At 64.5% G+C, this 25,335-nt stretch carries 22 protein-coding genes; 19 read left to right on the forward strand and 3 right to left on the reverse strand.

Annotation, left to right across the window (positions count from 1 at the left end):
• Nucleotides 1–57 precede the first annotated feature (57 nt).
• From K5554_RS06205 to purD, 13 genes are all read left to right on the forward strand, one after another.
• Nucleotides 58–1,491, forward strand: a complete 1,434-nt coding sequence (locus K5554_RS06205; RefSeq protein ID WP_221040273.1) for a VanW family protein — start codon at nt 58–60, stop codon at nt 1,489–1,491.
• 220 nt (nt 1,492–1,711) lie between these two features.
• Entirely contained in the window at nt 1,712–3,250 is a 1,539-nt protein-coding gene (gene guaA, locus K5554_RS06210; RefSeq protein WP_305038871.1) for a glutamine-hydrolyzing GMP synthase, read from the forward strand.
• Between the two features lie 278 nt (nt 3,251–3,528).
• The gene (purE, locus tag K5554_RS06215) at nt 3,529–4,047 is read left to right on the forward strand and encodes a 5-(carboxyamino)imidazole ribonucleotide mutase (protein ID WP_221040274.1); all 519 of its coding nucleotides are present in this window, start codon (nt 3,529–3,531) and stop codon (nt 4,045–4,047) included.
• On the forward strand, nt 4,044–5,336 hold the full coding sequence (purB, locus tag K5554_RS06220; protein ID WP_221040275.1) for an adenylosuccinate lyase: 1,293 nt from the start codon (nt 4,044–4,046) through the stop codon (nt 5,334–5,336). The genes purE and purB overlap by 4 nt, the downstream gene beginning before the upstream one ends.
• Nucleotides 5,337–5,351: 15 nt before the next feature.
• A complete protein-coding gene (gene purC / locus K5554_RS06225) occupies nt 5,352–6,068 on the forward strand; it encodes a phosphoribosylaminoimidazolesuccinocarboxamide synthase (protein WP_221040276.1) in 717 nt (238 codons plus the stop codon).
• Nucleotides 6,068–6,322, forward strand: coding sequence for a phosphoribosylformylglycinamidine synthase subunit PurS (purS, locus tag K5554_RS06230; protein WP_221040534.1), 255 nt, complete (start codon nt 6,068–6,070; stop codon nt 6,320–6,322). Before purC ends, purS begins: the two co-directional genes overlap by 1 nt.
• Nucleotides 6,319–7,023 (forward strand): phosphoribosylformylglycinamidine synthase subunit PurQ, encoded by a 705-nt coding sequence (gene purQ / locus K5554_RS06235; protein WP_221040277.1) that lies wholly within the window; start codon nt 6,319–6,321, stop codon nt 7,021–7,023. The genes purS and purQ overlap by 4 nt, the downstream gene beginning before the upstream one ends.
• Nucleotides 7,024–7,040: 17 nt before the next feature.
• On the forward strand, nt 7,041–9,209 hold the full coding sequence (purL, locus tag K5554_RS06240) for a phosphoribosylformylglycinamidine synthase subunit PurL (RefSeq protein ID WP_370636970.1): 2,169 nt from the start codon (nt 7,041–7,043) through the stop codon (nt 9,207–9,209).
• Nucleotides 9,197–10,597: an amidophosphoribosyltransferase gene (gene purF, locus K5554_RS06245; protein ID WP_221040279.1), complete on the forward strand. Its 1,401-nt coding sequence runs from the start codon at nt 9,197–9,199 to the stop codon at nt 10,595–10,597. Before purL ends, purF begins: the two co-directional genes overlap by 13 nt.
• Nucleotides 10,590–11,642: a phosphoribosylformylglycinamidine cyclo-ligase gene (purM, locus tag K5554_RS06250; RefSeq protein ID WP_221040280.1), complete on the forward strand. Its 1,053-nt coding sequence runs from the start codon at nt 10,590–10,592 to the stop codon at nt 11,640–11,642. The genes purF and purM overlap by 8 nt, the downstream gene beginning before the upstream one ends.
• The gene (gene purN, locus K5554_RS06255) at nt 11,639–12,262 is read left to right on the forward strand and encodes a phosphoribosylglycinamide formyltransferase (RefSeq protein WP_221040281.1); all 624 of its coding nucleotides are present in this window, start codon (nt 11,639–11,641) and stop codon (nt 12,260–12,262) included. The genes purM and purN overlap by 4 nt, the downstream gene beginning before the upstream one ends.
• Nucleotides 12,262–13,791, forward strand: coding sequence for a bifunctional phosphoribosylaminoimidazolecarboxamide formyltransferase/IMP cyclohydrolase (gene purH / locus K5554_RS06260; RefSeq protein ID WP_370636971.1), 1,530 nt, complete (start codon nt 12,262–12,264; stop codon nt 13,789–13,791). Before purN ends, purH begins: the two co-directional genes overlap by 1 nt.
• Before the next feature lie 15 nt (nt 13,792–13,806).
• A complete protein-coding gene (gene purD, locus K5554_RS06265) occupies nt 13,807–15,078 on the forward strand; it encodes a phosphoribosylamine--glycine ligase (RefSeq protein WP_221040283.1) in 1,272 nt (423 codons plus the stop codon).
• Between the two features lie 71 nt (nt 15,079–15,149).
• Here the strand turns inward: purD and K5554_RS06270 are convergent, their stop codons facing one another.
• From K5554_RS06270 to K5554_RS06280, 3 genes are read right to left on the reverse strand one after another with little or no spacing between them, the layout of a single operon-like run.
• A complete protein-coding gene (locus K5554_RS06270) occupies nt 15,150–16,391 on the reverse strand; it encodes a M20 family metallopeptidase (RefSeq protein WP_221040284.1) in 1,242 nt (413 codons plus the stop codon).
• A gap of 21 nt (nt 16,392–16,412) precedes the next feature.
• Entirely contained in the window at nt 16,413–17,888 is a 1,476-nt protein-coding gene (gene panF, locus K5554_RS06275) for a sodium/pantothenate symporter (protein ID WP_221040285.1), read from the reverse strand.
• On the reverse strand, nt 17,885–18,181 hold the full coding sequence (locus K5554_RS06280) for a YhdT family protein (protein WP_221040287.1): 297 nt from the start codon (nt 18,179–18,181) through the stop codon (nt 17,885–17,887). The genes panF and K5554_RS06280 overlap by 4 nt, the downstream gene beginning before the upstream one ends.
• Nucleotides 18,182–18,712: 531 nt before the next feature.
• Between K5554_RS06280 and K5554_RS06285 the strand changes: the two genes are divergently transcribed.
• From K5554_RS06285 to panB, 6 genes are all read left to right on the forward strand, one after another.
• Nucleotides 18,713–19,729 (forward strand): TRAP transporter substrate-binding protein, encoded by a 1,017-nt coding sequence (locus K5554_RS06285; protein ID WP_221040288.1) that lies wholly within the window; start codon nt 18,713–18,715, stop codon nt 19,727–19,729.
• 60 nt (nt 19,730–19,789) lie between these two features.
• A complete protein-coding gene (locus tag K5554_RS06290) occupies nt 19,790–20,269 on the forward strand; it encodes a TRAP transporter small permease (protein WP_221040289.1) in 480 nt (159 codons plus the stop codon).
• Nucleotides 20,269–21,555, forward strand: a complete 1,287-nt coding sequence (locus K5554_RS06295; RefSeq protein ID WP_221040290.1) for a TRAP transporter large permease — start codon at nt 20,269–20,271, stop codon at nt 21,553–21,555. Before K5554_RS06290 ends, K5554_RS06295 begins: the two co-directional genes overlap by 1 nt.
• Before the next feature lie 243 nt (nt 21,556–21,798).
• Nucleotides 21,799–23,466 carry a formate--tetrahydrofolate ligase gene (locus tag K5554_RS06300; protein WP_221040535.1) on the forward strand — a complete coding sequence of 556 codons (1,668 nt, stop codon included), beginning with the start codon at nt 21,799–21,801 and terminating at the stop codon, nt 23,464–23,466.
• Between the two features lie 36 nt (nt 23,467–23,502).
• The gene (gene folD, locus K5554_RS06305) at nt 23,503–24,369 is read left to right on the forward strand and encodes a bifunctional methylenetetrahydrofolate dehydrogenase/methenyltetrahydrofolate cyclohydrolase FolD (protein WP_221040291.1); all 867 of its coding nucleotides are present in this window, start codon (nt 23,503–23,505) and stop codon (nt 24,367–24,369) included.
• A 127-nt stretch (nt 24,370–24,496) separates the two neighbouring features.
• Nucleotides 24,497–25,333 carry a 3-methyl-2-oxobutanoate hydroxymethyltransferase gene (gene panB, locus K5554_RS06310; protein ID WP_221040293.1) on the forward strand — a complete coding sequence of 279 codons (837 nt, stop codon included), beginning with the start codon at nt 24,497–24,499 and terminating at the stop codon, nt 25,331–25,333.
• Nucleotides 25,334–25,335: the final 2 nt, after the last annotated feature.

Below are 25,335 nucleotides of genomic sequence, written 5' to 3' on the forward strand. Positions count from 1 at the left end.
CGCGGCTTAATTTTTACCCTCTATTCTGAAGGAGAGAGCCTGGAAAGGGTGGACAGCGTGCCCGAACCGATGAGTCGACTACCTCGACCTTACCTCCTGGCTGCCCTGGCCTTAACCCTGCTCTTTTTCCTGAGCTTCGGCACCGCCCTCGTGCTGAGCAGCTACCTGGCGCCGGACAAGATTGTGCCGGGGGTCCAGGTGGAAGGGCTGGACCTTTCCGGCCTGACGGCTGCCCAGGCGGAGGAACGCCTGGCGCTGCGGGCGGCGGCCCTGGCGGCGACCGAGCTCTTTCTCCAGGCCAAGGAACGCACTTATACCGTGAAAGCGGCGGACATCGGCATCGGCGCCGACGTAGCACAAACGGTGCAAAACGCCCTGGCGGTGGGCCACAGCGGCACCTTGTGGCAGCAGCTTTACGAACGCCGCCGGGTGCGACGGGAAGGCCGGCATCTACCCCTTGAACTCAGCCTGGATACCCGGAAGCTGCAGGGATATCTTATGCAACTGGCGCAGGATGTGGACAGCCCGCCTCGGGATGCGCGGCTTGTTCTTAATGAAAAGAACGAAGCCGGACCGGTGGCGGGGAAGGCCGGCTGCGCGCTGGCTCTGCCGGAATCCGAGGAGCGGATAGTTACGGCGGTACGCCGGGGCGGCGGGCGCGTAGAGCTGGCCGTGCAGGAAATACCGCCGAAGCAGACGGTGGCGGATCTGTGGCGCCTGGGCATCCGCGATGTGGTGGCCCTTTACACCACCCGCTTCCAGGCCGGCAACCGCGACCGTACCTACAACTTGAAGCTCGGCGCCGCGGCCATTGACGGTCACATCGTGGCTCCGGGGGAGGTTTTTTCTTTTAATGAGGTGGTGGGTCCCCGGGAGGAAGAGCAGGGGTACCGCGAGGCGCCGGTGATCATTAAAAACGAGCTGGTGCCGGGGATCGGCGGCGGCATCTGCCAGGTTTCCAGCACGCTGTATAACGCCGTGCTCCTCGCCGGGCTTGACCCGGTGGAAAGGAGTAACCACTCTTTGCCCAGCGCTTACATCGGCCTGGGCCGCGATGCCACGGTGGCTTACGGCAGCATTGACTTCAAGTTCAAGAACACCCGGCCCGAGCCGGTGATGCTCGGCAGCCGCGTGCACGGCGACGAGCTGACCATCGCCGTCTTCGGCACGCCGCGGGAAGAAAGGGTGGAGATCATCACCGCGGTCGAAGAGGAGATTCCCTTTCCCGTGCTGTTCCAAGAAGACCCGGCCTTAAAGCCGGGAGAAAACAAGCTCAAGCAGGAAGGCAAACCGGGTTACAAGGTCACCGTGCGCCGGCGCTTCCGGCGGGGCGGGCAGGTGGTGCGCGAGGAGGTTTTGTCGCGTGACACCTACCATCCCCAGCCCGAGGTGCACCTGGTCGGCCCGGTGCCGGCGGCGCCGCCGGCCGGCGCACCGGGGCGGGTGCCGCAGCCCGTCCCGACCCAGAATGCCCGCCACGCGCCGGGATAAAAAAGAGGAGCAGTTAAGGCCTGCTCCGCCAAGAAAAGGGGGAGGCTTAGTAGAACTAAGCCCAAGGAAATTAAGTGCACTTATTGTAACAAAGCGAACATGAAAAGTCAAGCAAGTGGACAGACTTAATCTTCAGTTTTGTGAAAGCCGCGCCCTTTCTTGACAGGCCGTCAGCGGTTGGTTAAGATCAGAAAGAAAACTCGGGAAGGGAAGATGCGACGTGGTGCTTGAGGATATAGAGCGAATCATCATCCTGGACTTTGGCGGGCAGTACGCCCAGCTTATTGCCCGGCGCGTGCGGGAGCAAAAGGTTTACGCCGAGATCCTTCCTTTCAGCACACCGCTGGCGGAGATTGCCGCGCGTCGGCCGCAGGGCATTATCTTCTCCGGCGGTCCGGCTACGGTCTTCGCCCCGGGCGCGCCGCAGTGCGATCCGGGTCTTCTGGCGCTGAACGTGCCCGTGCTGGGGATCTGCTATGGCCACCAGCTCATGGCTTACCTCTTGGGCGGCAAGGTGGGGCGGGCGGAGCGGCGCGAATACGGCCGGACGGTGGTGACGGTGGACGAACCGCGCGGCATCCTCAAGGACTGGGGACGGCAGGAACAGTGCTGGATGAGCCACGGGGTAGAGGTGGAGGAGCCGCCGGCGGGCTTTAAGGTACTGGCCCACACCGGCACCACGCCGGTCGCCGCCATGGCCGACTTCGCGCGCAACCTGTATGGCGTGCAGTTCCACCCGGAGGTGGTGCACACCCCCAAGGGCGAGGCCTTGATTCGCCGCTTCCTCTTTGACGTCTGCGGCTGCACCGGTAAGTGGGATTTGGGATCGTTTGCCGAGGAAACCATTGCCGCCATCAAAAAGCAGGTGGGTGGGGGCCAGGTCATCTGCGCTTTGAGCGGTGGGGTGGACTCCTCGGTGGCGGCCACCCTGGTCCACCGGGCCGTAGGCGACCAGCTCACCAGCATCTTCGTGGACCACGGGCTCCTGCGCCAGGGCGAGGCGGAGCAGGTGGCGGCCACTTTCCGGGAACGCGGCTTCCGGCTGGTGCACGTAGACGCCCGCGAGCGTTTCCTCAAGCGACTGGAAGGCGTCGCCGACCCGGAAAAGAAGCGCAAGATTATCGGCGCGGAGTTCATCCGCGTCTTCGAGGAGGAAGCGCGCCGCCTGGGGCAGGTTGACTTTCTGGTCCAAGGTACCGTCTATCCAGATGTGATCGAGAGCGGCACGGCCACGGCGGCCACCATCAAGTCGCACCACAACGTCGGTGGGCTGCCGGCGGAGATGAACCTTCGGCTCATCGAACCCCTGCGCCTGCTCTTTAAGGATGAAGTGCGCAGGCTGGGTGAAGAGCTGGGCCTTCCCGAGGAGATCGTCTGGCGCCAGCCTTTCCCGGGACCGGGCCTGGCCATCCGCGTTTTGGGCGCGGTTACGGCTCAGAAGCTGGAGATCCTGCGGCGGGCCGATGCCATCGTCACCGAGGAAATCCGCTCGGCCGGGCTTTACCGCAAGATCTGGCAGGCCTTTGCCGTGCTGCCGGACATCCGCAGCGTGGGAGTGATGGGCGACGAGCGCACCTATGCCCACACGGTGGCGGTGCGCGCGGTGGAAAGCACCGACGGCATGACGGCCGATTGGGTGCGCCTGCCGTATGAGGTGCTGGACCGGATTGCGGCGCGCATCGTAGGCGAGGTACCGCACGTGAACCGCGTGGTCTACGACATCACATCCAAACCGCCGGCCACTATCGAGTGGGAATAAAACTGATCAAAGGAGCGGGAGCGTCGCCTGACGCTCCTCTTTTTCACCCCCGGTGGTGACGAACGTTTAACATAAACAAATAGAAAAAGTTCGGTTTTACCCTTGACAGGAAATTTCCCGTCTGTTACCATGACCTTGGGTGAAGAAGCCTCAGGCACGAGCGGACGGCGGCAGATTGAGCACGGCCCGGGAAACGAAGATTGCCGTGGGGCTTTGATTTTGCACGCCGGCAAACGAAAGACCAAAGGAAGGCAGGTACATAAAAGGGGGCAGTAAAGATGGGCGAGCCCGTGGTGGGGATTGTCCTGGGGAGCGACTCTGATTTACCGCTGGGCCGGGAAGCAGCCCGGGTGCTGGCGGAGTTCGACGTGCCCTGCGAGGTGGTGATTGCCTCGGCGCACCGCACGCCGGAGAAAGCGGGTCGCTACGCCCGGGAGGCGGCAGGGCGGGGTCTCAAGGTCATCATCGCGGTGGCCGGGCTGGCGGCGCACCTGCCCGGCGTGCTGGCGGCGCAGACCACGCTCCCGGTGATTGGGGTGCCGGTGGCAGCCGGGACGCTGGGGGGAATCGATGCGCTCCTCGCCATGGCCCAAATGCCCGGCGGGGTGCCGGTGGCCACGGTGGGCATCGGCGCGGCGAAGAACGCGGCGCTCCTGGCGGTGGCCGTAATTGCGACCGCGGAACCAGGCCTGGCCGCGCGCCTGGTACAGTACCGGAAGGGGCTGGCAGAACAGGTGGAGGCCAAAGACCGGAGGCTTGGGGGACAGGGCTGGCAGCTTGAGGAGGGACAGGCATGATCGAGCGCTACACGTATCCGGAAATGGCCCGGATCTGGACGCAAGAGAACAAGATGCAGAAGTGGCTCGAGGTGGAGGTGCTGGCCTGCGAGGCCATGGCTGAGCTGGGCCAGATCCCGCAGGAGGCCGCGGCAGCCGTCCGCGAACGCGCCGGCTTTGACGTGGCGCGTGTCAAGGAGATCGAGCGGGTGACCCGGCACGATGTGGCGGCCTTTGTGGAGTGCGTGGCCGAGCGCGTGGGCGAGGCCGGCAAGTACGTCCACCGGGGCCTTACCTCTTCGGACGTGCTGGACACCGGGCTGGCGCTGCAGATGAAAGAGGCGGCCCAGCTTTTGCTGGGTGACGTGGAGCGCCTTCTCAGGGTGCTCAAGGAGGAGGCGGCGGCGCACAAGTACACGGTGATGATCGGCCGCACCCACGGGGTGCATGCCGAGCCCACCACCTGGGGGCTGAAGCTGCTTCTCTGGGCGGCGGAGATGGAGCGGGCGCGCGACCGGCTCAGCCACGCCCTGGCCACGATCAGCGTCGGGAAGATCTCCGGCGCGGTGGGCACCTACGCCAACGTGGACCCGCGTGTGGAGAGCTACGTCTGCGCGCGCCTGGGCCTCAAGGCGGCCGAGGTATCGACGCAGATCCTGCAGCGCGACCGGCACGCCGAGTACCTCACGGCGTTGGCCCTGGTAGGAAGTTCCCTGGAGAAGTTCGCCACCGAGATCCGCAGCCTGCAGCGCACCGAGATTTTGGAGGTGGAGGAGTCCTTCCACAAGGGGCAAAAAGGGTCTTCGGCTATGCCGCACAAGCGCAACCCGGTGAACTGCGAGCGCATCGCCGGTCTGGCCCGGCTGCTCAGGGGGAACGCCCAGGCGGCCATGGAAAACGTCAGCCTCTGGCACGAGCGCGACATCAGCCACTCCTCGGTAGAGCGCGTGATCATCCCCGACTCCTGCCTGGTGCTCGACTTCATGCTGCGCCAGTTCACCACCATCATGGAAAACCTCATCGTTTACCCGGAGCGCATGCGCGCCAACCTGGAGCGCACCGGCGGGTTGATTTACTCGCAGCGGGTGCTCTTGGCCTTGGTGGACAAGGGCGTCGCCCGCAGCGACGCCTACGCCTGGGTGCAGGAGCAGGCCATGGCCACCTGGCAGGAGGGCGGCAGCTTCAAGGAGCGGGTGCTGGGCGACGCACGCATCCGCGGCCACCTTACCGCCGAGGAGATCGAGGGCCTCTTCGATTACCGCTACCACCTGCGCCACGTGGACGAGATCTTTGCCCGCTTCGGGTTATAAGGGAGGAGGACCGCCATGGAAAAGCGCGAGCAGCTGTATGAGGGCAAGGCCAAGATAGTGTACCGTACCGACGATCCCGAGCGCTACATCGTGTACTATAAGGACGACGCCACCGCCTTCAACGGCCTCAAAAAGGGCACCATCACCGGCAAGGGCGAGCTCAACAACCGCATCTCCGCCCACTTCTTCGCCCTGCTGGAAGAGCACGGCATCCCCACCCACTTCGAAAAACTCCTTTCCCCCCGCGAGATGCTGGTGAAGAAGGTCACCATCCTCCCCATTGAGGTTGTGGTGCGCAACATCGCCGCCGGCAGCCTGGCCAAGCGCCTGGGGCTGGCTGAAGGGACGCCCCTGGCGCGCCCTGTGCTCGAGTTTTACTACAAAAGCGACGCGCTGGGCGACCCCATGATCAACGAGTACCATGTTTACGCGCTGAACCTGGCGAGCGCGGGCGAGCTCAGGGCACTTTCCGATTACGCCTTGAAGGTGGACTCCATCCTGAGCGCATACCTGGCGGAGCGGGGCCTGGAGCTGGTGGACTTTAAGCTCGAGTTCGGCCGCACCGCCGCCGGCCGGGTGATCCTCGCCGATGAGATTTCCCCCGATACCTGCCGCTTCTGGGACAAGGCGACGCACGAGAAGCTCGATAAGGACCGCTTCCGCCGCGACATGGGCGGCGTGGAGGAGGCCTACCAGGAAATCTGGCGCCGGTTGACGGGAGGGACGGAATGATGTACTTGGTTAAGGTCTATGTGACCTTCAAGAAAGGGATCCTTGACCCGCAGGGCGTCACCATTCAGGGAGCGCTGGAAGCGCTCGACTACAAGAGCGTCCGCGACGTGCGCACCGGCAAGTACATGGAACTCAGACTGGAGGCGCCCACGGCCGAGGCGGCCCGGGAGCAAGCCGAGGAGATGGCCCGGCGGCTCCTCGCCAACCCGGTGATCGAGGACTACCGCCTGGAAGTGGAGGAGGCGCAGGCATGAAGTTCGGCGTGGTCGTCTTCCCCGGCTCCAACTGCGACGCCGACTGCCACCACGCAGTAAAAAACGTCCTCGGCGCCGAGTGCGACTACCTCTGGCACCAGGACACCAGCGTCGCCGGTTACGACGCCATCATCCTGCCCGGCGGCTTCTCCTACGGCGACTACCTGCGCACGGGCGCCATCGCCCGTTTTTCCCCCATCATGGCGGCGGTGGCCGACTTTGCCCGCGCTGGTGGTCTTGTGCTCGGCATCTGCAACGGCTTTCAGATCCTGCTTGAGGCCGGCCTGCTCCCCGGGGCCATGCGCCGCAACGCCGGGCTTTCCTTCCGCTGTGAGTTTGTGAACGTGCGTGTGGAAAACGCGGCCACCCCCTTCACCAGCGCCTACCAGGCGGGCCAGGTGCTGCGCCTGCCCATCGCCCACGGCGAGGGCAACTACTACGCCGACCCGGCAACCCTGGCGGCGCTCGAGGCCGGCCGTCAGGTGGTGCTGCGTTACTCCGAACCTGACGGCCGCATAACGCCGGCGGCCAACCCCAACGGCTCGCTCGGCAACGTCGCCGCCCTCGTCAACAAAGAAGGCAACGTTTTAGGGATGATGCCACACCCGGAGCGCTCCTCCGAGGCCATCCTGGGCTCAGAGGACGGCCGCGGCATCCTAACCTCCATGCTCCAGTACCTGCAAAGGAGGCGGGCGCGGTGACCGGCAGGTGGCGCAGCATGGGCCTCAGCGACCAGGAGTACAGCCGCATCCTGGAACTCATGGGCCGGGAACCGAATGAAACGGAGCTCGGGATGTTCGCCGTGATGTGGTCCGAACACTGCGGCTACAAGAACTCGCGGCCGCTGCTCAAGCTTTTCCCCACCCAGGGGCCGCGCGTGCTGCAGGGGCCGGGCGAGAACGCCGGCGTCATCGACATCGGGGACGGCCAGGCCGTGGTGTTCAAGATGGAAAGCCACAACCACCCCTCGGCCATCGAGCCCTACCAGGGGGCGGCTACCGGGGTGGGCGGCATTGTGCGCGACATTTTTGCCATGGGGGCGCGTCCCATCGCCTGCCTGGACTCCCTGCGCTTCGGCGACTTGAAGGACCGGCGCACCGCCTACCTTTTTTCCGGCGTCGTGGCCGGCATCGCCGGCTACGGCAACGCCATCGGCGTGCCCACCGTGGGCGGCGAGGCCTTCTTCAGCCCCTCCTACCAGGGCAATCCCCTGGTGAACGCGATGTGCGTGGGCCTTTTAGAGGGGGCCCCCGCTAAAGGAATTGCCGCCGGCGTGGGCAACCCGGTGCTCCTGGTGGGCGCCAAGACCGGGCGCGACGGTATCCACGGGGCCACCTTTGCGTCGGAAGAGCTGGGTGAGGGGTCGGAGGAGCGGCGCCCGGCCGTGCAGGTGGGCGACCCCTTCCGTGAAAAGCTCCTCATTGAGGCCTGCCTGGAGATCCTCAAGACGGACTACGTGGTGGGCATCCAGGACCTGGGCGCGGCGGGGATCACCTCTTCGGCGGTGGAAATGGCCGGCCGCGCCGGTACCGGCATGCGCCTCGATATTTCCCGCGTGCCGCGGCGCGAGCCCGGCATGACCCCTTATGAGGTGATGCTTTCCGAGTCCCAGGAGCGGATGCTCCTCGTCATTAAGAAAGGGTATGAAGACGCGGCCAGGCGGGTTTTCTCCCGCTGGGGGCTCGATGCCACGGTGATCGGCCACGTCACCGACGACGGCGTGATGCGGGTGTGGGACGGGGAGACGCCGGCGGCTGAGATCCCGGTGCGCTACCTCACCGACGAGGTACCGACCTATGTGCGCACGGGCCGCGTCCCGGCCTACCTCAAGGAGGCGCAGGCCTTCGACTGGCACGTCCTGCCCGAGCCGGCCGACTACAACGCGGCGCTCCTTAAGCTCATCGCTTCTCCGAACATCGCCAGCCACGAGTGGATCTGGCGCCAGTACGACCACATGGTACAGGCGAACACGGTGGTGCTGCCGGGTTCCGACGCGGCGGTGCTGCGCGTTAAGAGCACGCCGAAGGGGCTGGCCCTCACCACCGACGGCAACGGCCGCTACACCTACCTTGACCCGTACACCGGCGGGATGATCGCCGTGGCCGAGGCGGCGCGCAACCTGGCCGCCTGCGGCGCTGAGCCCCTGGGGATCACCGACTGCCTCAACTTCGGAAACCCGGAGAAGCCCGAGGTGTACTGGCAGCTCCAGCAGGCCGTCGAGGGCATGGCGGACGCCTGCCGGGCGCTCGGCATCCCGGTGGTGAGCGGCAACGTCAGCCTTTACAACGAGACCGAGGGACGCCCCATCTTCCCGACGCCGGTGGTGGGCATGGTGGGCCTGCTGCCGGATATCGCGAAGCGGGCGGTGCAGGGCTTCCGCGGGCCGGGAGACGTGATTGTGCTCCTCGGCTCCACCGAGGATGAACTGGGCGGGAGCGAGTACCTCTACGCCCTCCACGGCGTAGAGCAGGGCCGGCCGCCCCGGCTGCACCTGGAGCGCGAGGCGCGGGTGCAGGAGGCCTGCCGCACGGCCGTCCGCCGCGCGCTGCTCGCTTCGGCCCACGACCTCTCGGAAGGGGGCCTGGTGGTGGCGCTGGCCGAGTGCTGCCTGGCGGGCCGGCAGGGGCCGGTCGGCGCCCGCGTAACTGTGCCGCGGGGTGAGCTTTCCCGCACCAGCGCATACTTCAGCGAGACCCAGTCGCGCATCCTGGTTTCGCTGCCGGAGGAGAACCTGCCGCAGCTTGCTGAGATTGTGCAGCGCTTAGGGGTGCCGTACCAGGTGCTGGGCCGGACGGGGGGCGAGCGGCTGGAGGTGGACGACGCCATTTCCCTGCCCCTGGCGGCGCTCCAAGAGGCCTGGAGGGAGGGGCTGGCATGCCACCTCTAGAGGCGGACAAGCTGCACGAGGAGTGCGGGGTCTTCGGGGTCTACGCTCCGGGAGAGGATGTCGGCCGCCTGACCTACATGGGGCTGTTCGCCCTGCAGCACCGCGGGCAGGAGAGCGCCGGCATCGCCGTGACCGACGGGCGCAGCATCGCCTTGGAGCGCGGCCTGGGCCTGGTGGGCGAGGTGTTTAACGAAAAGCTCTTGGCGGGGCTCCAGGGGAAGATTGCCATCGGCCATGTGCGTTACTCCACCGCCGGAGGCGGGGGTCTGAATAACGCCCAGCCGCTGGCGGTGGCCTCGCGGCGCGGCTCCCTGGCCCTGGCGCACAACGGCAACCTGGTGAACGCCGCCGCGTTGCGCGAGGAGCTGAGCGAGCGCGGGTACCTCTTTCAAACCACCAGCGACACCGAGGTCATCGCCAGCCTGACGGCGCAGGCGGAGGCGCGGGATACAACCTGGGCGCTCATCAGCGCGCTGAGCCAGGTGGAAGGGTCCTTCGCCCTGGTGGTGCTCACGCCGGACCGGCTGTTGGGCGTGCGGGACCCGCACGGCATGCGCCCGCTCTGCCTGGGGCGGCTGGGATCCGGTCACGTGCTCGCCTCGGAGAGCTGTGCTTTGGATACGGTGGGGGCGCAGTTCGTGCGCGATGTGGAACCGGGGGAGCTGGTGAGCATCGGGCCGGACGGGGTGAGCTCCATCCGTTATGCGGCGCCCCACAAGGCGTTCTGCATCTTCGAATTCATTTATTTTGCCCGCCCGGACAGCCGCATTGAGGGCGTGGGCGTGCACGAGGCCCGGCGGCGGGCCGGGCGCCGGCTGGCCCAGGAGTGGCCGGCGGCGGCAGACCTGGTGGTGCCGGTGCCGGACTCGGGCATCTCGGCCGCTCTGGGCTACGCGGAAGCTTCCGGGATTCCTTACGCCGTGGGCCTTATCAAGAACCGCTACGTAGGGCGCACCTTCATCCAGCCGGCGCAGAAGACGCGGGAATTCGGTGTGCACTTGAAGCTCAATCCCATCCGCGAGGTGCTGGACGGCAGGCGCATCGTCCTGGTGGACGATTCCATCGTGCGCGGGACCACCAGCCGGCGCATTGTGCGGCTGCTGCGGAGCGCCGGAGCGCGGGAGGTGCACGTGCGGGTGAGTTCGCCGCCCATCGTGAGCCCTTGCTACTACGGCATCGACACGCCCACTACGGCGGAGCTGATCGGGGCGCGCTGCCCGGTGGAGGAGATACGCCGGGCGATCGATGCGGACTCGCTGGGGTACCTGAGCCTCGACGGGCTCAAGGAAGCGGTGGGGCTTCCGGGCGAGCCGTACTGCCTGGCCTGCTTTAATGGCAACTACCTCGCCGGCCGTTGCCCGAGGGAAGGAGGAGAACCCGATGCCTGAGGAGGGTTGGAGCTATGCGCGGGCGGGGGTGGACATCGACGCCGGGAATAAGGCCGTAGAGCGGATCAAGCGGCACGTGGCGGCCACCGCCCGCCCCGGCGTCCTGGGCGGCATCGGCGGGTTTGCGGGGCTGTTCCAGCTGGAGTGGGGCCGGTTTCGTGACCCGGTGCTGGTCGCAGGCTGCGATGGGGTCGGGACTAAGCTCAAAGTGGCCTTCGCCCTGGGGCGGCACGACACGGTGGGCATCGATGCCGTGGCCATGTGCGTGAACGACATCCTGGTGCAGGGAGCGGAGCCGCTCTTTTTCCTGGATTACCTGGCCGTGGGGCGCTTGGAGCCGGCGCAGGTGGAGCAGGTGGTGGCGGGCGTGGCCGCCGGCTGCCGCGCGGCGGGCTGTGCCCTCCTAGGTGGGGAGACGGCGGAGATGCCCGGCTTTTACCCGCCCGGCGAGTACGACCTGGCCGGCTTTGCCGTGGGTGTGGCGGAGAAGGCGGCGCTGGTGGACGGGAGCGCGATCCGGCCGGGCGATGTGGTGCTGGGCCTGGCCTCGGCCGGCCTGCACAGCAACGGGTTTTCCCTGGCGCGGCGCGTGCTCCTGGAAGAAGCAGGGCTCAGCCTTAGGGACCGGCTGCCCGCGCTGGGCTGCACGCTGGGTGAGGAGCTGCTGCGGCCGACGCGCATCTACGTGCGGCCGGTCCGGGAACTCATGCGGCAAGTCAAAGTAAAGGGCATGGCGCACATAACGGGCGGGGGGCTCCTGGAGAACATCCCGCGCGTGCTGCCGCCCGGCACGCGGGTGCGCCTTGCGGCCGGCAGCTGGCCGGTGCCGCCTATTTTCCAGCTGCTGCGCACCAAGGGTAACGTGCCCGAGCCGGAGATGCTGCGCACCTTCAACGTCGGGATCGGCTACGTGCTGATTGTCGCTCGGGAGGATAAAGAAGAAGCACTAGAGGTCCTGACCGCCGCCGGCGAAAAAGCGATGGTCATCGGTGCGGTAACAGCCGGCGAACCGGGTGTGGAGGTGGAGGGGAGGGTCTTCCCGTGACGGCGAACCTGGCGGTGCTGGCCTCGGGGCGCGGGACGAACCTGCAGGCCATCATAGAGGCCTGGCAGGCGGGCCGGCTGCCCGTGGACATCGTTGGCGTGGTGAGCGATAATCCGGATGCACAGGCCCTGGAGCGCGCCCGGGCGCACGGGCTGCGCGCCGCCGTACTCCCGGCGGCGCTGTACCCGGACCGGCGGGCGTACGGGGCGGCTTTGGTGGAACTCTTGAAGTCCTGGGGAACAGATATGGTGGCGCTGGCAGGGTTCATGCGCCTGGTGGACCCGGTGGTGGTTCGAGCTTTTCCCAACCGCATTCTCAACATTCACCCGGCGCTGCTGCCGGCCTTTCCGGGGCTCCACGCGCAGCGCCAGGCGTTGCAGTACGGGGTGCGGGTGTCGGGCTGCACGGTGCATCTGGTGGACGAGGGGATGGACACGGGGCCGATTGTGCTGCAGGCGGCGGTGCCGGTGTTCCCGGATGACACGGAAGAAACCCTGGCCGCCCGCATCCTCAAGGAGGAGCACCGCCTCTACCCGGAGGCGATCCGCCTCCTGGCTGCCGGGCGCCTCAAGGTGGAGGGGCGGCGGGTGTACATTTCGCCGGAGGAGGTTACCTTATGATCACCGTTAAACGCGCTTTGCTTTCGGTATCGGATAAGGATGGCATCGTCGAGTTCGCGCGGGGACTGGCCGAACTGGGCGTAGAGATTATCTCCTCGGGTGGCACGGCGCAGGCGCTGGCGGAGGCCGGGGTTCCGGTACGCCGGGTGGAGGAGGTTACCGGGTTTCCGGAGATCCTGGACGGGCGTGTCAAAACGCTGCACCCGGCCATTCACGCCGGCATTCTGGCCCGGCGTGACGTCCAGGAACACCTGGCCAAACTTGCGGAGCTGGGCATCCAACCCATCGACCTTGTTGCGGTGAACCTCTATCCCTTCGCGGCCACCATCGCCAAGCCGAACGTGACGCTGGAAGAGGCCATCGAGAACATCGACATCGGCGGGCCGACCCTCATCCGGGCGGCGGCCAAGAACCACCAAGGCGTGGCCGTGGTAGTGAACCCGGTGCGCTATGAAGAAGTCCTGCGGGAGCTGCGCGTAAAAGGCGGCATCAGCCCTGAGACGGCCTACCACCTGGCTGCCGAGGCCTTTGCCCACACCGCACAGTACGACAGCGTCATCGCCTCCTACCTGGCCGGGCGCCGCGAAGCCTTCCCGGCGCGCCTCCCCCTTACTTACACCAAGCTGCGCGACCTGCGCTACGGGGAGAACCCGCACCAGAAGGCGGCCCTTTACGCCCAGCCGGGCGCGCAGGGGGGCATCACCTTTGCCCGCCGGCTGCACGGCAAGGAACTTTCCTTCAACAACATCAGCGACGCCAACGCCGCCTGGGAGCTGGTGCAGGAGTTCAGTGCGCCCTGTGCCGTGGGCGTAAAGCACATGAACCCGTGCGGCGTGGGGACGGGTCCGGACCTCCTGGCGGCTTGGCGGAAGGCTTATGCGGGCGACCCCGTCTCCATCTTCGGCGGCATCGTGGCCTTTAACCGCGAGGTGACGGCGGAACTGGCCCGGGCGCTGAGTGAGATCTTCCTCGAGGTGGTCATTGCGCCGGGCTTCAGCGACGCGGCGCTGGAGGTTCTCAAGGAAAAGAAAAACCGGATCCTGCTGGCTGCCGAGCCCGGCCGGTCGCCGCAGGCCTGGGACCTGCGGGCGGTGCGCGGCGGTCTCCTGGTGCAGGAGCTGGACGGGCGCGATTACGACCCGGCGGACCTTAAGGTGGTGACACGGCGCGCGCCGTCGGAAGAGGAGCTGGCGGACCTGACCTTTGCCTGGAAGGTGGTTAAGTATGTGAAGTCCAATGCCGTCGTCCTGGCGCGGGACAGCGGCACGGTGGGCGTGGGCGCCGGGCAGATGAACCGCGTGGGGGCGGTGGAGATCGCCGTGCGCCAGGCGGGGGAGAAGGCGCAGGGCGCAGTGCTGGCCTCAGATGCGTTCTTCCCGATGCCGGACTCGGTGGAAGCGGCGGCGCGGGCCGGGGTGACGGCCATCATCCAGCCGGGCGGCTCCATCCGCGATGCGGACTCCATCCGCGCGGCGGACGCGGCCGGCATCGCCATGGTCTTCACCGGCATCCGCCACTTCCGGCACTGAGTGGAGGTGAGCCGGATGAAGGTGCTTGTGGTGGGTGCAGGCGGGCGGGAGCACGCGCTGGTGTGGAAGCTGGCGCAGAGCCCGCGGGTGAAGAAGGTGTACTGCGCGCCGGGCAACGCCGGGACGGCGGAGCTGGCGGAGAACGTGCCCATCGGCGCCACGGATGTCGCCACGCTCACGGAGTGGGCGGCGGCGCACGACATCGACCTCACCGTGGTCGGCCCGGAGGCGCCGCTCACGGCGGGGCTGGTGGATGCCTTCAGGGCGCGGGGACTTTCAGCGTATGGGCCCACCCGCAAGGCGGCGGCCATTGAAGGCAGCAAGGTCTTCAGCAAAAACCTGATGCACAAGTACGGGATACCCACCGCTGAATACCGGGTGTTTACCGATGCGGAAGAAGCCCGCCGCTATGTCAGAGCAAAGGGCGCTCCACTCGTTCTCAAGGCCGAAGGCTTGGCCGCCGGCAAGGGAGTTATCGTAGCGCCGACCGAAGAAGAAGCCCTTGACGCCATCCATACGATCCTCGAAGAGCAGGCCTTCGGGGCCGCAGGTGAGCGCCTCATCATCGAAGAGTACCTCGAGGGTGAAGAGGTAACCGTGCTGGCCTTCGCCGACGGCGAGCACGTCCTTATGCTGGCGCCGTCCCAGGACCACAAGCGGGCGTTTGACGGCGACCGGGGTCCCAACACCGGCGGCATGGGCGCCTACTCGCCGGTGCCGGCGCTCACGCCGGACACAGCGTGCCGCGTCGAGGCCGAGATCCTGCGGCCCACCGTTGCGGCCCTGGCCGCAGAAGGCTCCCCCTACCGCGGCGTGCTCTACGCCGGCCTGATGCTTACGGCTGCGGGTCCCAAGGTGCTCGAATTCAACGCGCGCTTCGGCGACCCGGAGGCGCAGGCCGTCCTGCCGCGCCTGGCGACGGACCTGGTGGAGGTGGCTGAGGCCACGCTGGCCGGCCGCCTGGACCGCATCAGCCTCGCCTGGCGCCCCGCAGCGGCCTTGGCCGTGGTCTTGGCCTCAGGCGGTTACCCGGGGCACTATGAGACGGGCTTTCCCATCCAGGGGCTCAAAGAGGCGGCGGCACAGCCGGACACCCTGGTCTTTTACGCCGGTACGCGCCGGGAAGGAAACCAGGTCGTCACCGCCGGAGGCCGCGTGCTGGCCGTAACCGCTCTCGGCTCCGACCTCAAAGCCGCCCGGGAGCGTGCCTACCAGGCGGTGGAAATGATCCGGTTTTCCGGCCGCCGCTTCCGCCGCGACATCGGCTGGCGGGCCCTCCGCAGCTAGCCTGAAAGTGCGCACTCGAGCAGGAGGGGGCGGTCAGCCCCCTCCTGCTCGAGTGTGAGTTGCACTGGATTCTAATAGTGCGCGGCACCGGCCCCGTTCAGGAATTCCAGGATGGCAAGCGCATACAGGCGGGTTGTTTCCAGCAGCTGATCGATGTCCACCCATTCATCGTACTGGTGGGGTACCTCGCGAACCCCGGACCCGGTTACCACTACGGGGATGTTCTTCCAAGCCGAGAGGAAGGTGCCGTCCGTCGCGCCTGGAACACCGTCGTACACGGGTTCCCGGCCGGTGAGCAGGCGGTAGGCGGCAGCGACGGCTTGTACGATGGGTTCTTCCAGCGCTGTAGCGGTAACCGGCCGGTCTTCAATCCACTCAAGCTCGATGCGCGCCTTCTCGGGGTCGGCATCCTCTAAGCGGCGGGCGATACCTTGCAGGTCCTTGTAAATCTGTTCATGGTTTTGGCCGGAAACCGTGCGGATGTCATAGGCGACCAGGCAGTCGGCCGGCAACACGTTCAGCTGCCCTTCGCCTTCGGCCGGAGCTTTAACCACGGTGGGAGTGAGACTTGGAACGCCCAGGTAAGGGTGCCGCCCCAGGCGCTGGACCTCTTGCTGCTCGTAGGCCGCCACCTCCAGGATGAATTTGGCCATCCGGGTGTTCGGGTTAACGCCGGCGAAAGGCATGCAGCCGTGGGCTTGTTTGCCTTTGACGTGCACCAGCACGCGCATGGCGCCTTTCTGGGCCACGCAGATGCGGTTATCCTCCGGCTCGCAAATCAACGCAGCATCAACAGAATCGGCCCAGCCTTGTTCGATGAAGTGCTTGATCCCGAGCATCATACCCTCTTCGTCAACGGGGATGGCCAGCATGATCGACCCAGGGAAGTCCACGCCACTTTCGAGGACGCCCTTCACCGCCATAACCGCGGAGGTGATGCCGTTCTTCGTGTCGCAGGCACCGCGCCCGTAAAGACGCCGGCCGACGATCTCCGCACCGAAGGGAGCGTGGGTCCAGCCGGCAGGGTTTCCGGGCGTCACAACGTCGCTGTGGGCTTCGAGGAGAAGGCAGGGGCCGGGCCGCGTGCCGCGGACGATGCCGATCACGTTGGGGCGTCCCGGCGCCACTTCTTCAACGTGTACCTCAACTCCCATGTTGCGCAGGAAGGCGGCTACGTAATCGGCGACACGTTCTTCATTCCGGCCGGGTTCGTCGGGGCTGTATACGCTGGGAATTCTCACCAGATCCTGCAGGAGGGAAACCACGTCCCCTTCGCTGATGGCGGCCAGCACCTTTTGGTAATCAGGTTTCACTGCGTATGGACTCCTTTCTTCCTAGTCTTCGGCATAGCCCCAGAATTTCTTGATTGTTTCGCACTTGGGTTCCTGCGTCAGGGCAGTGACGAGCAGGAAGGAGCCCAGACTGATGAGCAGAGTAGGGACGATGGGGTGAAGCCCCAACGGCCTGGGCACGAAAGCACTGAACCAAACGAACGCCAACACACCGCCGACTTGGGAGGCGACGGCACCTGCAGCGTTAGCCCGTTTCCAGTACAGTCCTAACAGCAGCGGCCAGAAAAAGGCAGCCTGGAGGCCGCCAAAAGCAAAGAGATTCACCCAGATGATTAGGCTGGGTGGTTTAAGAGCCAAGGCAAGGATCAGAAGACTGAGCAGGATGTTGCACGCCTGGCTTAGGCGTTTCAAACAATTTTCATCGGCGGATGGATTGATGTAGTTGAGATAGATGTCTTTAATTATGGTTCCGGCCATGTAGATAAGCTGGGAATCCACTGTGGACATGATGGCCGCCAGAGGTGCTGCGAGAACAAGCGCGGCAAGGAAGGGGGGCAGGACCTGGAGCGCCAGTGTGGGGATGGTCATGTCCGTGACGGTAACCTTGGGGATGACGGCCTGGGCGAATACACCAACAAGGTGCATGCCCAGCATGAGAGCACCCGTGACCACGGTACCGATGACTATGGCGCTGTGCATTGCACGTGAATCGCGGTAGGCCATGGCGCGCACCGCATTTTGCGGTAGGCCGAGAAGCCCGATGCAAACAAGCACCCAGAATGACGAAATCCAAGGAAGGCTGATAAAATGCTTGACCCCGAAGGGGGTGAGCAGCTCAGGATTCTTTGCCGCCAGTTGTTGAACGATAGCAGCTGTGCCTCCGCCTGCTTTGACAGTGGCTACCAGCAAGACTATCGTGCCGACAAACATGATGGTTCCGTTGATTGAGTCGTTCAACACCACCGCTAGGAAGCCACCGAGTGTAACATAGATCATCACTACAAAACTAAAGAGAATTAGAGAGAGGACGTAATCAAATCTGGTAACCGATTGGAACAGGCGGGCACCGCCAATAAATTGCGCTACCACGGCGGCAACTAAGAACACTACAACAAAGAAGGCGGAGCTAAGGACGACTAATTTGTTGCCGTCGTAACGTTCACGCAAGAAGTCGACCACCGTGATAGCCTTGATTCTGCGAGCGATGATGGCGAAGCGCTTTCCGAGGATGCCAAGTGTTAGGTACATGGCCGGCAATTGAATCATGGCCAGCAGAACCCAGCCCAAGCCTTGTTGATAGGCCGTACCGGGACCACCGAGAAAACTGCTGGCACTGATGTAGGTGGCAACCAGAGTCATGGCCAGGACAAAGCCGTTTAAGCCGCGGCCACCCAGAAAGTACCCGGCGATGAAGCCGCCACCTTCTTTCTGCCGTATGCGTGCAGCATATACGCCTACGCCCACTAAAACGCCCAAGTAAACAAACACCAGTGTTGTAAGAAGTGCTTGCTCGTTCATTGTTCCCCATCGCCTCCCTCGGCGGTGTGCGTGTCATCCAGAGGGATGTCCCGGAAGAAAACCCGTACAGCCAACCAAGCCAGGACACTGAAAACGAGATAACCGAGGACGCAGCTATAGAAAAACCAATCAGGCAGGCCAAGAACATAGCCATATGTTTCAACTGGACGAGAACCAAGGCCGTATGCGAAACCATACCACCAGACGACATTGAGGACAAAGAGGGCCAACATTATTAGTGCTTCTTTACCACACTGCCGAAAACGATAGTCTCCCTGTACCTTGCCTTTCATACGCGCTCCTCCCCCAGTTGGCATCGTGTTTCAGCCGCTAAACGGTCGCTGTTGCTTCTTTCACTCTCCTTTTCCTCTTTTCAAAACTACTCAAAAATATCACTACAAAATTCGGTTACCTTAGGGCAACCCCTCTAAAGTTAATTGACCTCATATTACCACATAATTGCTTTTTTTGCTACACTACCCTGCTGATCGGACGGCACGAAAGCGTGGTCCCAACTACCTGTGCCGGGCAATAACCTGCGCCTTTTTGGACAGGTTCTGGACAAAAGGTGATTCTGAAACCATGTCGAATAGTAAACCAACGCGCAGGTTGAAGGTGTTGATGCTCTGGAAGGTGTGTCCTCCGTGACGGCGCTTCAAGTGGTAAATGAGCAAAGGTGGCGGAGAGGCGTTTTTAAGCGGCTGACGGGTGTTTTGCCCAGCGAATACAGGGGTAGGGCCAGAGCGCCGTCCAGGAAAGGGGGGGATGCCCGGGGAACGGTAGGCCTAGACAGTTGAAAAGAAAACAGGAGGTGGAAAAACACGTTGACTAGAAAGGGCTTCATGGTGGTGGGGACCGTTGTCCTCGTACTCACGCTTGTTCTGACCGGTTGCCAAACCAGCGCTCCTAAGTCCGGCGGTGAGGCAGGGAAAACGCAAACAGTCACTCTTAAGGCCGGCCACCCGGTGGCGGAAACCCATCCGTACCACTTGGGCCTGGTGAAGTTCGCCGAATTGGTGGACCAGAAAACCAACGGTCAGATTAAGATCGACATCTATGCCAACGGTCAGCTCGGCAACGAGCGCGACATGATCGAGGGTCTGCAGCTCGGCACCCTTGACCTGGTGGTCACCTCCACCGGCCCGGTGAGCAACTTCGTGCCGGAGATGGGTGTGGTGGACCTGCCGTTCCTCTTCCGCGACCGCCGGCATGCGTACAATGTGCTCGATGGCCCGATCGGACAAGACCTCTTGAAGAAGTTCGCGGCCAAGAACATCGTGGGCCTGGCGTTTTGGGAGAACGGCTTCCGGCACCTGACCAACTCCAAGCACCCGGTGAATGCCCCGGCCGATGTGCAGGGTCTCAAGGTGCGCACCATGGAAAACCCGGTACACCAGGAGACTTTCCGTGTGCTGGGGGCCGACCCTACGCCCATGGCCTGGAGCGAGGTGTTTACGGCGCTGCAGCAGAAGACCATCGACGGTCAGGAGAACCCCATCCCCATCATTTACAATCAGAAGATCTACGAGGCGCAGAAGTATCTGGCCCTCACCGGGCACTTCTACTCGCCGTCGCTCCTTCTTATGAGCAAGGCGGCCTTCGATAAGCTTACTCCTGAACAACAAAAGATCATCCAGGAAGCGGCGATTGAGGCCGCCAACTACGAGCGTGAGCAAATAAAGAAGCAAGAGGACGAACAGGTGGACAAGCTGAAGGCGGCCGGCATGGAGATCACCGAGCCGGATCGCGCGGCTTTCCAGGAAGCAACGAAGAGCGTTTATGATAAATTTGCACCGCAATTCGGCCAAGAACTGATCCAGAAGATTCTGAACACGAATTGACGTGCTAAGTCGGGCGGGGACGGGAGGCAGTGCCCGTCCCCGCAAAGGAGCGTGAACGACATGCGTTTTCTCAGCCGGCTCAGCCAGATGCTTGCGTCTCTCTCGGAAAGCCTGCTCTACTTCCTCTTGGCCGTCATGGTGGCGACCACCTTCCTGCAGGTCTTTTTCCGTTACGTCATCTTTCATTCCCTGCCCTGGTCGGAGGAGGTCTCCCGCTATGCCCTGGTGTGGCTTACCTTTATCGGCGCCAGCTACGGATTAAGGTGCGGGGTTCACGTGGCGGTGGAGGCCCTGGTGGAGGCGTTACCGCCGGGGGCGAGACGGCTGCTCAAGGCGGGCAGCTATGCCCTCACTGCTTTCCTAGGGGCGGTTCTGGCGGTCTACGGCTTTAAGCTGGCTCAGGTGAACATGGGCCAGCTTTCCCCGTCGCTGCACATTCCCATCGGCCTGGCCTACGCGGCGGTGCCGGTGGGGGGCGTGTGCCTTTTCATCCATGCCCTTGCCCTGCTTAAGCCGTCGCCGGAGGAGGTCGAAAGCTGATGTCTGCGGTTGCTTTTGTGCTCTTAGCCCTCCTCGTGGTGTTTACGGCCCTGGGTATACCCATTGCCTTCTCCCTCGCCCTGGCGTCCCTCGGGGCGCTCATCGCGCAGGGGGCGGTCCCCTTGGTGGTGGTGCCGCAGCGCCTCTTTACAGCGGCGGACTCTTTCGCTCTCCTGGCGGTGCCTTTCTTCATCCTGGCGGGCGAGATCATGCAGCAGGGCGGCATTTCGCGGCGCCTGGTGGCCTTCGCCAACGACCTCTTGGGCTGGATCAGCGGCGGCCTGGCCCTGGTTTCCATTGCCGCCAGCGCCTTCTTCGCCGCCATCTCAGGTTCAGGAGCGGCCACCACGGCGGCCATCGGCGGGGTGATGTACCCGGAAATGAAGAAGCGGGGCTATGCTCCTGATTTCGCCGCCGCCATTCAGGCCCTGGGCGGTACCCTAGGCATCGTGATCCCGCCCAGCATTCCTTTTGTGGTTTACGGCATCATCACCGGGGCTTCCGTGGGGGCGCTCTTTCTCTCTGGGGTGATTCCCGGCGTTTTAGGAGCGCTGGCGTATATGTTCCTGGCCTACGCCCTCAGCCGTCGGGCGGGTTACCACAGCGGGGAACGGGCCGGCTTTGGGCGGCTCTGGCGCTCCTTCCGCGAGGCGTTCTGGGGCCTCCTCATGCCGCTCATCATCCTGGGCGGCATCTACGGGGGTGTGTTCACCCCCACCGAGGCGGCGGTGGTGGCGGTGGTTTACGCGTTGGCGGTGGCACTCCTCATTTACCGGGAAATCGGGCTCCAGGACCTGCGAGGCATCTTCGTGAGTGCCGGACTCACCAGCGCCATGGTGATGCTCCTCATCGCGACGGCCGCCCTCTTCGGCTGGGTGATGACGCGCGAAAACATTCCACAGCAGCTGGCCAGAGCCATCATCGGCATAGCCGGCACGCCGCTTGCCTTCCTGCTCCTCGTGAATGTGATTTACTTTATTGCCGGGATGCTGCTCGATACCGTGGCCGTCATCCTGCTTCTCGTCCCCATTCTCTACCCTATTGCGGCCCAGCTCGGAATTGATCCGGTGCACTTCGGCCTGGTCACGGTGTTCAACCTGGGCATCGGACAGATTACCCCGCCTTTCGGCGTCTGCCTTTTTGTGTCTTCCGGCATTTCCGGGATCTCGCTGGAAAAGATCACGCGCGCCATCTGGCCCTTCTTCGTCTTGGCTGCCGCGCTAATTATTCTCTACACCTACGTTCCCGCCCTCAGTCTGTGGCTGCCGGCTTTCCTGAAAGGTTGAGCCTGTTTGTCTGCCCCGAACAAAGCGGTGGCCCTGCGACAGGGGAAGGCCTGAGCGCCTCAGCCTTTCATCCTTTGCTGGTGACGCTGGCAGCCCGGAGGGCTATCTTAAGCGCCGCCGAGTAGAAAGGAAGTGACAAACAGCAAGCTTTTCGACCTGCAGCGCATGAAACTGGGTAGGAGATTGCCCTGCCGGGAGAGAATAGCAGGGATCGAAGCCAGATTTAAGGAAGAGGTGCAAGGAATGCTTTCCGACATCGAAATCGCCCAGGCGGCCCCGATGCAGCCCATCACGGAGGTGGCCGCCGCCCTCGGCCTGGCGCCTGAGGAACTGGAACTCTACGGCCGCTACAAGGCCAAGGTGAGCCCGGCGGTGTGGGAGCGGGTAAAGGAGCGGCCGGACGGGAAGCTGATCCTGGTGACGGCCATCAACCCCACACCGGCCGGTGAAGGCAAGACGACAACCACCGTGGGCCTGGGACAGGCCCTGGCCCGGCGGGGGAAGAAAGTGGCCATCGCCCTGCGCGAACCCTCCCTGGGGCCGAGCTTCGGCGTGAAGGGCGGCGCCGCCGGCGGCGGGTACTCCCAGGTGGTGCCCATGGAGGACATCAACCTGCACTTCACCGGCGACATCCACGCCGTGACCACGGCCCACAACCTTCTTTCCGCCCTCATCGACAATCACCTGCAGCAGGGGAATGCCCTGGGGCTGGACCCGCGGCGCATCACCTGGAAGCGGGTCCTCGACATGAACGACCGGGCGCTCAGGCACATCGTCATCGGCCTGGGGGGTAGGGCCCAGGGCGTCCCGCGCGAAGACGGCTTCGACATCTCCGTGGCCTCCGAAGTGATGGCCATCCTCTGCCTTGCCGGCAGCCTCAGCGAGCTCAAGGAGCGCCTGGCGCGGATCGTGGTGGGCTACACCGAGGGCGGCCGCCCCGTGACGGCCGGCGACCTCAAGGCCCAGGGGGCGATGGCGCTTCTTCTTAAGGACGCCTTAAAGCCCAACCTGGTCCAGACCTTAGAGCACGTCCCGGCCTTCATCCACGGCGGTCCCTTCGCCAACATCGCCCACGGCTGCAACTCCATCCAGGCCACGCGGCTGGGGCTCAAGCTGGCCGACTACTTCGTCACAGAGGCCGGCTTCGGCGCCGACTTGGGGGCGGAGAAGTTCTTCGACATCAAGTGCCGCGTAGCCGGCCTTAAGCCCAGCGCCGCCGTGGTGGTGGCCACAGTGCGCGCCCTCAAGCTCCACGGCGGGGTACCCAAGGCCGAGCTGGGGCGGGAGAACCTGGACGCCCTCGAGGCGGGCTTCGCCAACCTGGAAAAGCAGGTGGAGAACGTGCGCCTCTTCGGCGTGCCGCCGGTGGTGGCCATCAACCGCTTTCCCACCGACAGCGACAGAGAGCTTTCCCTGCTGGCGGAGCTCTGCAGGCGCCTCAATGTGCCCTTTGCCCTCTCGGAGGTCTGGGCCAAAGGCGGTGCCGGGGGGATCGAACTGGCCGAGAAGGTTCTTACCGCCTGTGAAGGGCCGGCCGACTTCCACTTTCTCTACGACCCCACGGAAGAGCCCAAGGCGAAGATCGCCGCCATCGCCCGGAAGGTTTACGGCGCCGCGCGGGTGGAGTACACCCCCGAGGCGGAGCGCGATCTCAAGGCCATCCACGACCAGGGCCTGGATAACCTCCTCATCTGCATGGCGAAAACCCAGTACTCCCTCTCGGACGACCCGGCCCTCCTAGGGCGTCCGGAAGGCTTTCCCCTTACCGTGCGCGAGGTGCGTCTTTCCGCCGGCGCCGGGTTTATCATCCCGGTTACGGGCCAGATCATGACCATGCCCGGTCTTCCTAAGCACCCGGCGGCGCTCGACATGGACATAGACGACACAGGGCGCATCACCGGCCTCTTTTAGGCCGGCCAAGAGATCTTTAAGGCAGGAGGGCGGGAAATGAGGGCGGAGATTCTCGACGGCAGGAAGGTGGCGGCGCAGGTTAAGGCTGCGCTCAAAGAAGAGGTGACACAGCTGAAAGGCCGGGGCCTGACCCCCGGCCTGGCGGTGATCCTGGTGGGGGACGACCCGGCCTCCCAGGTGTACGTAGGGAACAAAGAGAAGGCCTGCCGGGCGGTGGGCATTGCCTCCTTTCCCCACCGGTTGCCGGCGGCTACCGGCGAGGAACACCTGCTGCAGCTCATCGGGCGCCTCAACGCCGACCCGGCCGTGCACGGGATCCTGGTCCAGCTGCCCCTGCCGCGCCAACTGGACGCGAACCGGGTGATCCAGGCCATCGACCCGGCCAAGGACGTGGACGGCTTCCACCCCGTGAACGCCGGCCGGCTGGCGGCGGGTTTGCCGGCCTTTGTACCCTGCACGCCCCAGGGGGTTATGCACCTGCTCGCAGCCTATAACATCCCGGTTGCGGGGCGGCACGCCGTGGTGGTGGGGCGGAGCAACATCGTGGGCAAACCCCTGGTGCAGCTTCTCCTGGCCGCGGATGCCACCGTCACCGTCTGCCACAGCAAGACCAGGGACCTGGCCGCCTTCACCCGCACGGCCGATATCCTGGTGGCGGCGGTGGGTAGGCCGCGCCTTATCACCCGCGACATGGTAAAACCCGGGGCGGTGGTGGTGGACGTGGGCATCAACCGGCTGCCGGAAGGGCTGGTGGGCGACGTGGATTTCGAGGCGGTGCGCGAGGTGGCGCGTTACATTACGCCCGTTCCGGGCGGCGTAGGCCCCCTGACCATCGCCATGCTGCTTAAGAACACGCTTGCGGCGGCCCTGGCCGGCCGAGGCGGCGGGCCGCGGGGCGAGTAGACTTTCGTCGGCCCTGACTGCTTATACGGGCATGCGGAGAATTGGGCTTGGCTGCGCGCCGCTTGGGCGCCTACCCCGGTGCATATAAAGAGCCGGCAAGCCAGCACATTACAGGAGGCGAACAGATATGGAAAAGCGTAAAGTGGCGATCCCACAGCTTAAGGAAATGAAAAAGGCCGGGCAGAAGCTGAAAATGGTTACGGCCTACGATTACCCGACGGCGGTAATTATTGACAAGAGCCCTATTGAAATGATCCTGGTGGGGGACTCTCTGGGCATGGTGGTCCTGGGCTACGAAGGCACCGTACCCGTCACCATGGAAGACATGATCCACCACATCCGCCCGGTGGTGAAAGGTGCGCCGCACACCCTGGTGGTGGGCGACATGCCCTTTATGTCCTACAACGTGAGCCGCGAAGAAGCCATCCGGAACGCCGGCCGGCTGCTGAAGGAGGGCGGGGCGGACTGTGTGAAGCTCGAAGGCGGCCAAGTGGTGGCGCCGACCGTGCGGGCCATCGTGGATGCCGGCATTCCGGTGATGGCCCACATCGGGCTGACGCCCCAGACGGCCTCTGCCCTGGGCGGCTTCAAGGTGCAGGGTAAGGATGCGGTTATGGCCGCGCAGCTCCTGGCCGATGCCCAGGCGCTGGAGGAAGCCGGGGCCTGCGCCATTGTGCTCGAGTGTATTCCGGCGCAGCTGGCGCGGCTGATTACCGAAAAACTTACCATTCCGACCATCGGCATCGGCGCCGGTCCGTGGTGCGACGGGCAGGTGCTGGTGACGCAGGATATGATGGGGCTCTTTGACCGTTTTGTCCCGAAATTTGTGAAGCAGTACGCCAACATAGGCAAGATCATGCTGGAGGCGTTTGAGAAATACGCCGCTGAGGTGGATGCCGGCGCCTTCCCGGACATGGAGCACTCTTTCACCATGAAGGAAGAGGAACTGCGCAAACTCGAGTAATG

Source organism: Gelria sp. Kuro-4 (assembly GCF_019668485.1).
In the GTDB taxonomy this organism is placed as follows: Bacteria; Bacillota; DTU030; order DUMP01; family DUMP01; genus DUMP01.

Coding starts and splice junctions, on each gene's coding strand:
- purM (WP_221040280.1), top strand. CDS start 10,590: ATGCCTGAGGAGGGTTGGAGCTATGCGCGGGCGGGGGTGGACATCGAC.
- K5554_RS06290 (WP_221040289.1), top strand. CDS start 19,790: ATGCGTTTTCTCAGCCGGCTCAGCCAGATGCTTGCGTCTCTCTCGGAA.
- purF (WP_221040279.1), top strand. CDS start 9,197: ATGCCACCTCTAGAGGCGGACAAGCTGCACGAGGAGTGCGGGGTCTTC.
- purS (WP_221040534.1), top strand. CDS start 6,068: ATGTACTTGGTTAAGGTCTATGTGACCTTCAAGAAAGGGATCCTTGAC.
- panB (WP_221040293.1), top strand. CDS start 24,497: ATGGAAAAGCGTAAAGTGGCGATCCCACAGCTTAAGGAAATGAAAAAG.
- K5554_RS06280 (WP_221040287.1), bottom strand. CDS start 18,181: ATGAAAGGCAAGGTACAGGGAGACTATCGTTTTCGGCAGTGTGGTAAA.
- folD (WP_221040291.1), top strand. CDS start 23,503: ATGAGGGCGGAGATTCTCGACGGCAGGAAGGTGGCGGCGCAGGTTAAG.
- purE (WP_221040274.1), top strand. CDS start 3,529: ATGGGCGAGCCCGTGGTGGGGATTGTCCTGGGGAGCGACTCTGATTTA.
- panF (WP_221040285.1), bottom strand. CDS start 17,888: ATGAACGAGCAAGCACTTCTTACAACACTGGTGTTTGTTTACTTGGGC.
- K5554_RS06300 (WP_221040535.1), top strand. CDS start 21,799: ATGCTTTCCGACATCGAAATCGCCCAGGCGGCCCCGATGCAGCCCATC.
- purC (WP_221040276.1), top strand. CDS start 5,352: ATGGAAAAGCGCGAGCAGCTGTATGAGGGCAAGGCCAAGATAGTGTAC.
- purQ (WP_221040277.1), top strand. CDS start 6,319: ATGAAGTTCGGCGTGGTCGTCTTCCCCGGCTCCAACTGCGACGCCGAC.
- purB (WP_221040275.1), top strand. CDS start 4,044: ATGATCGAGCGCTACACGTATCCGGAAATGGCCCGGATCTGGACGCAA.
- purD (WP_221040283.1), top strand. CDS start 13,807: ATGAAGGTGCTTGTGGTGGGTGCAGGCGGGCGGGAGCACGCGCTGGTG.
- purL (WP_370636970.1), top strand. CDS start 7,041: ATGGGCCTCAGCGACCAGGAGTACAGCCGCATCCTGGAACTCATGGGC.
- K5554_RS06295 (WP_221040290.1), top strand. CDS start 20,269: ATGTCTGCGGTTGCTTTTGTGCTCTTAGCCCTCCTCGTGGTGTTTACG.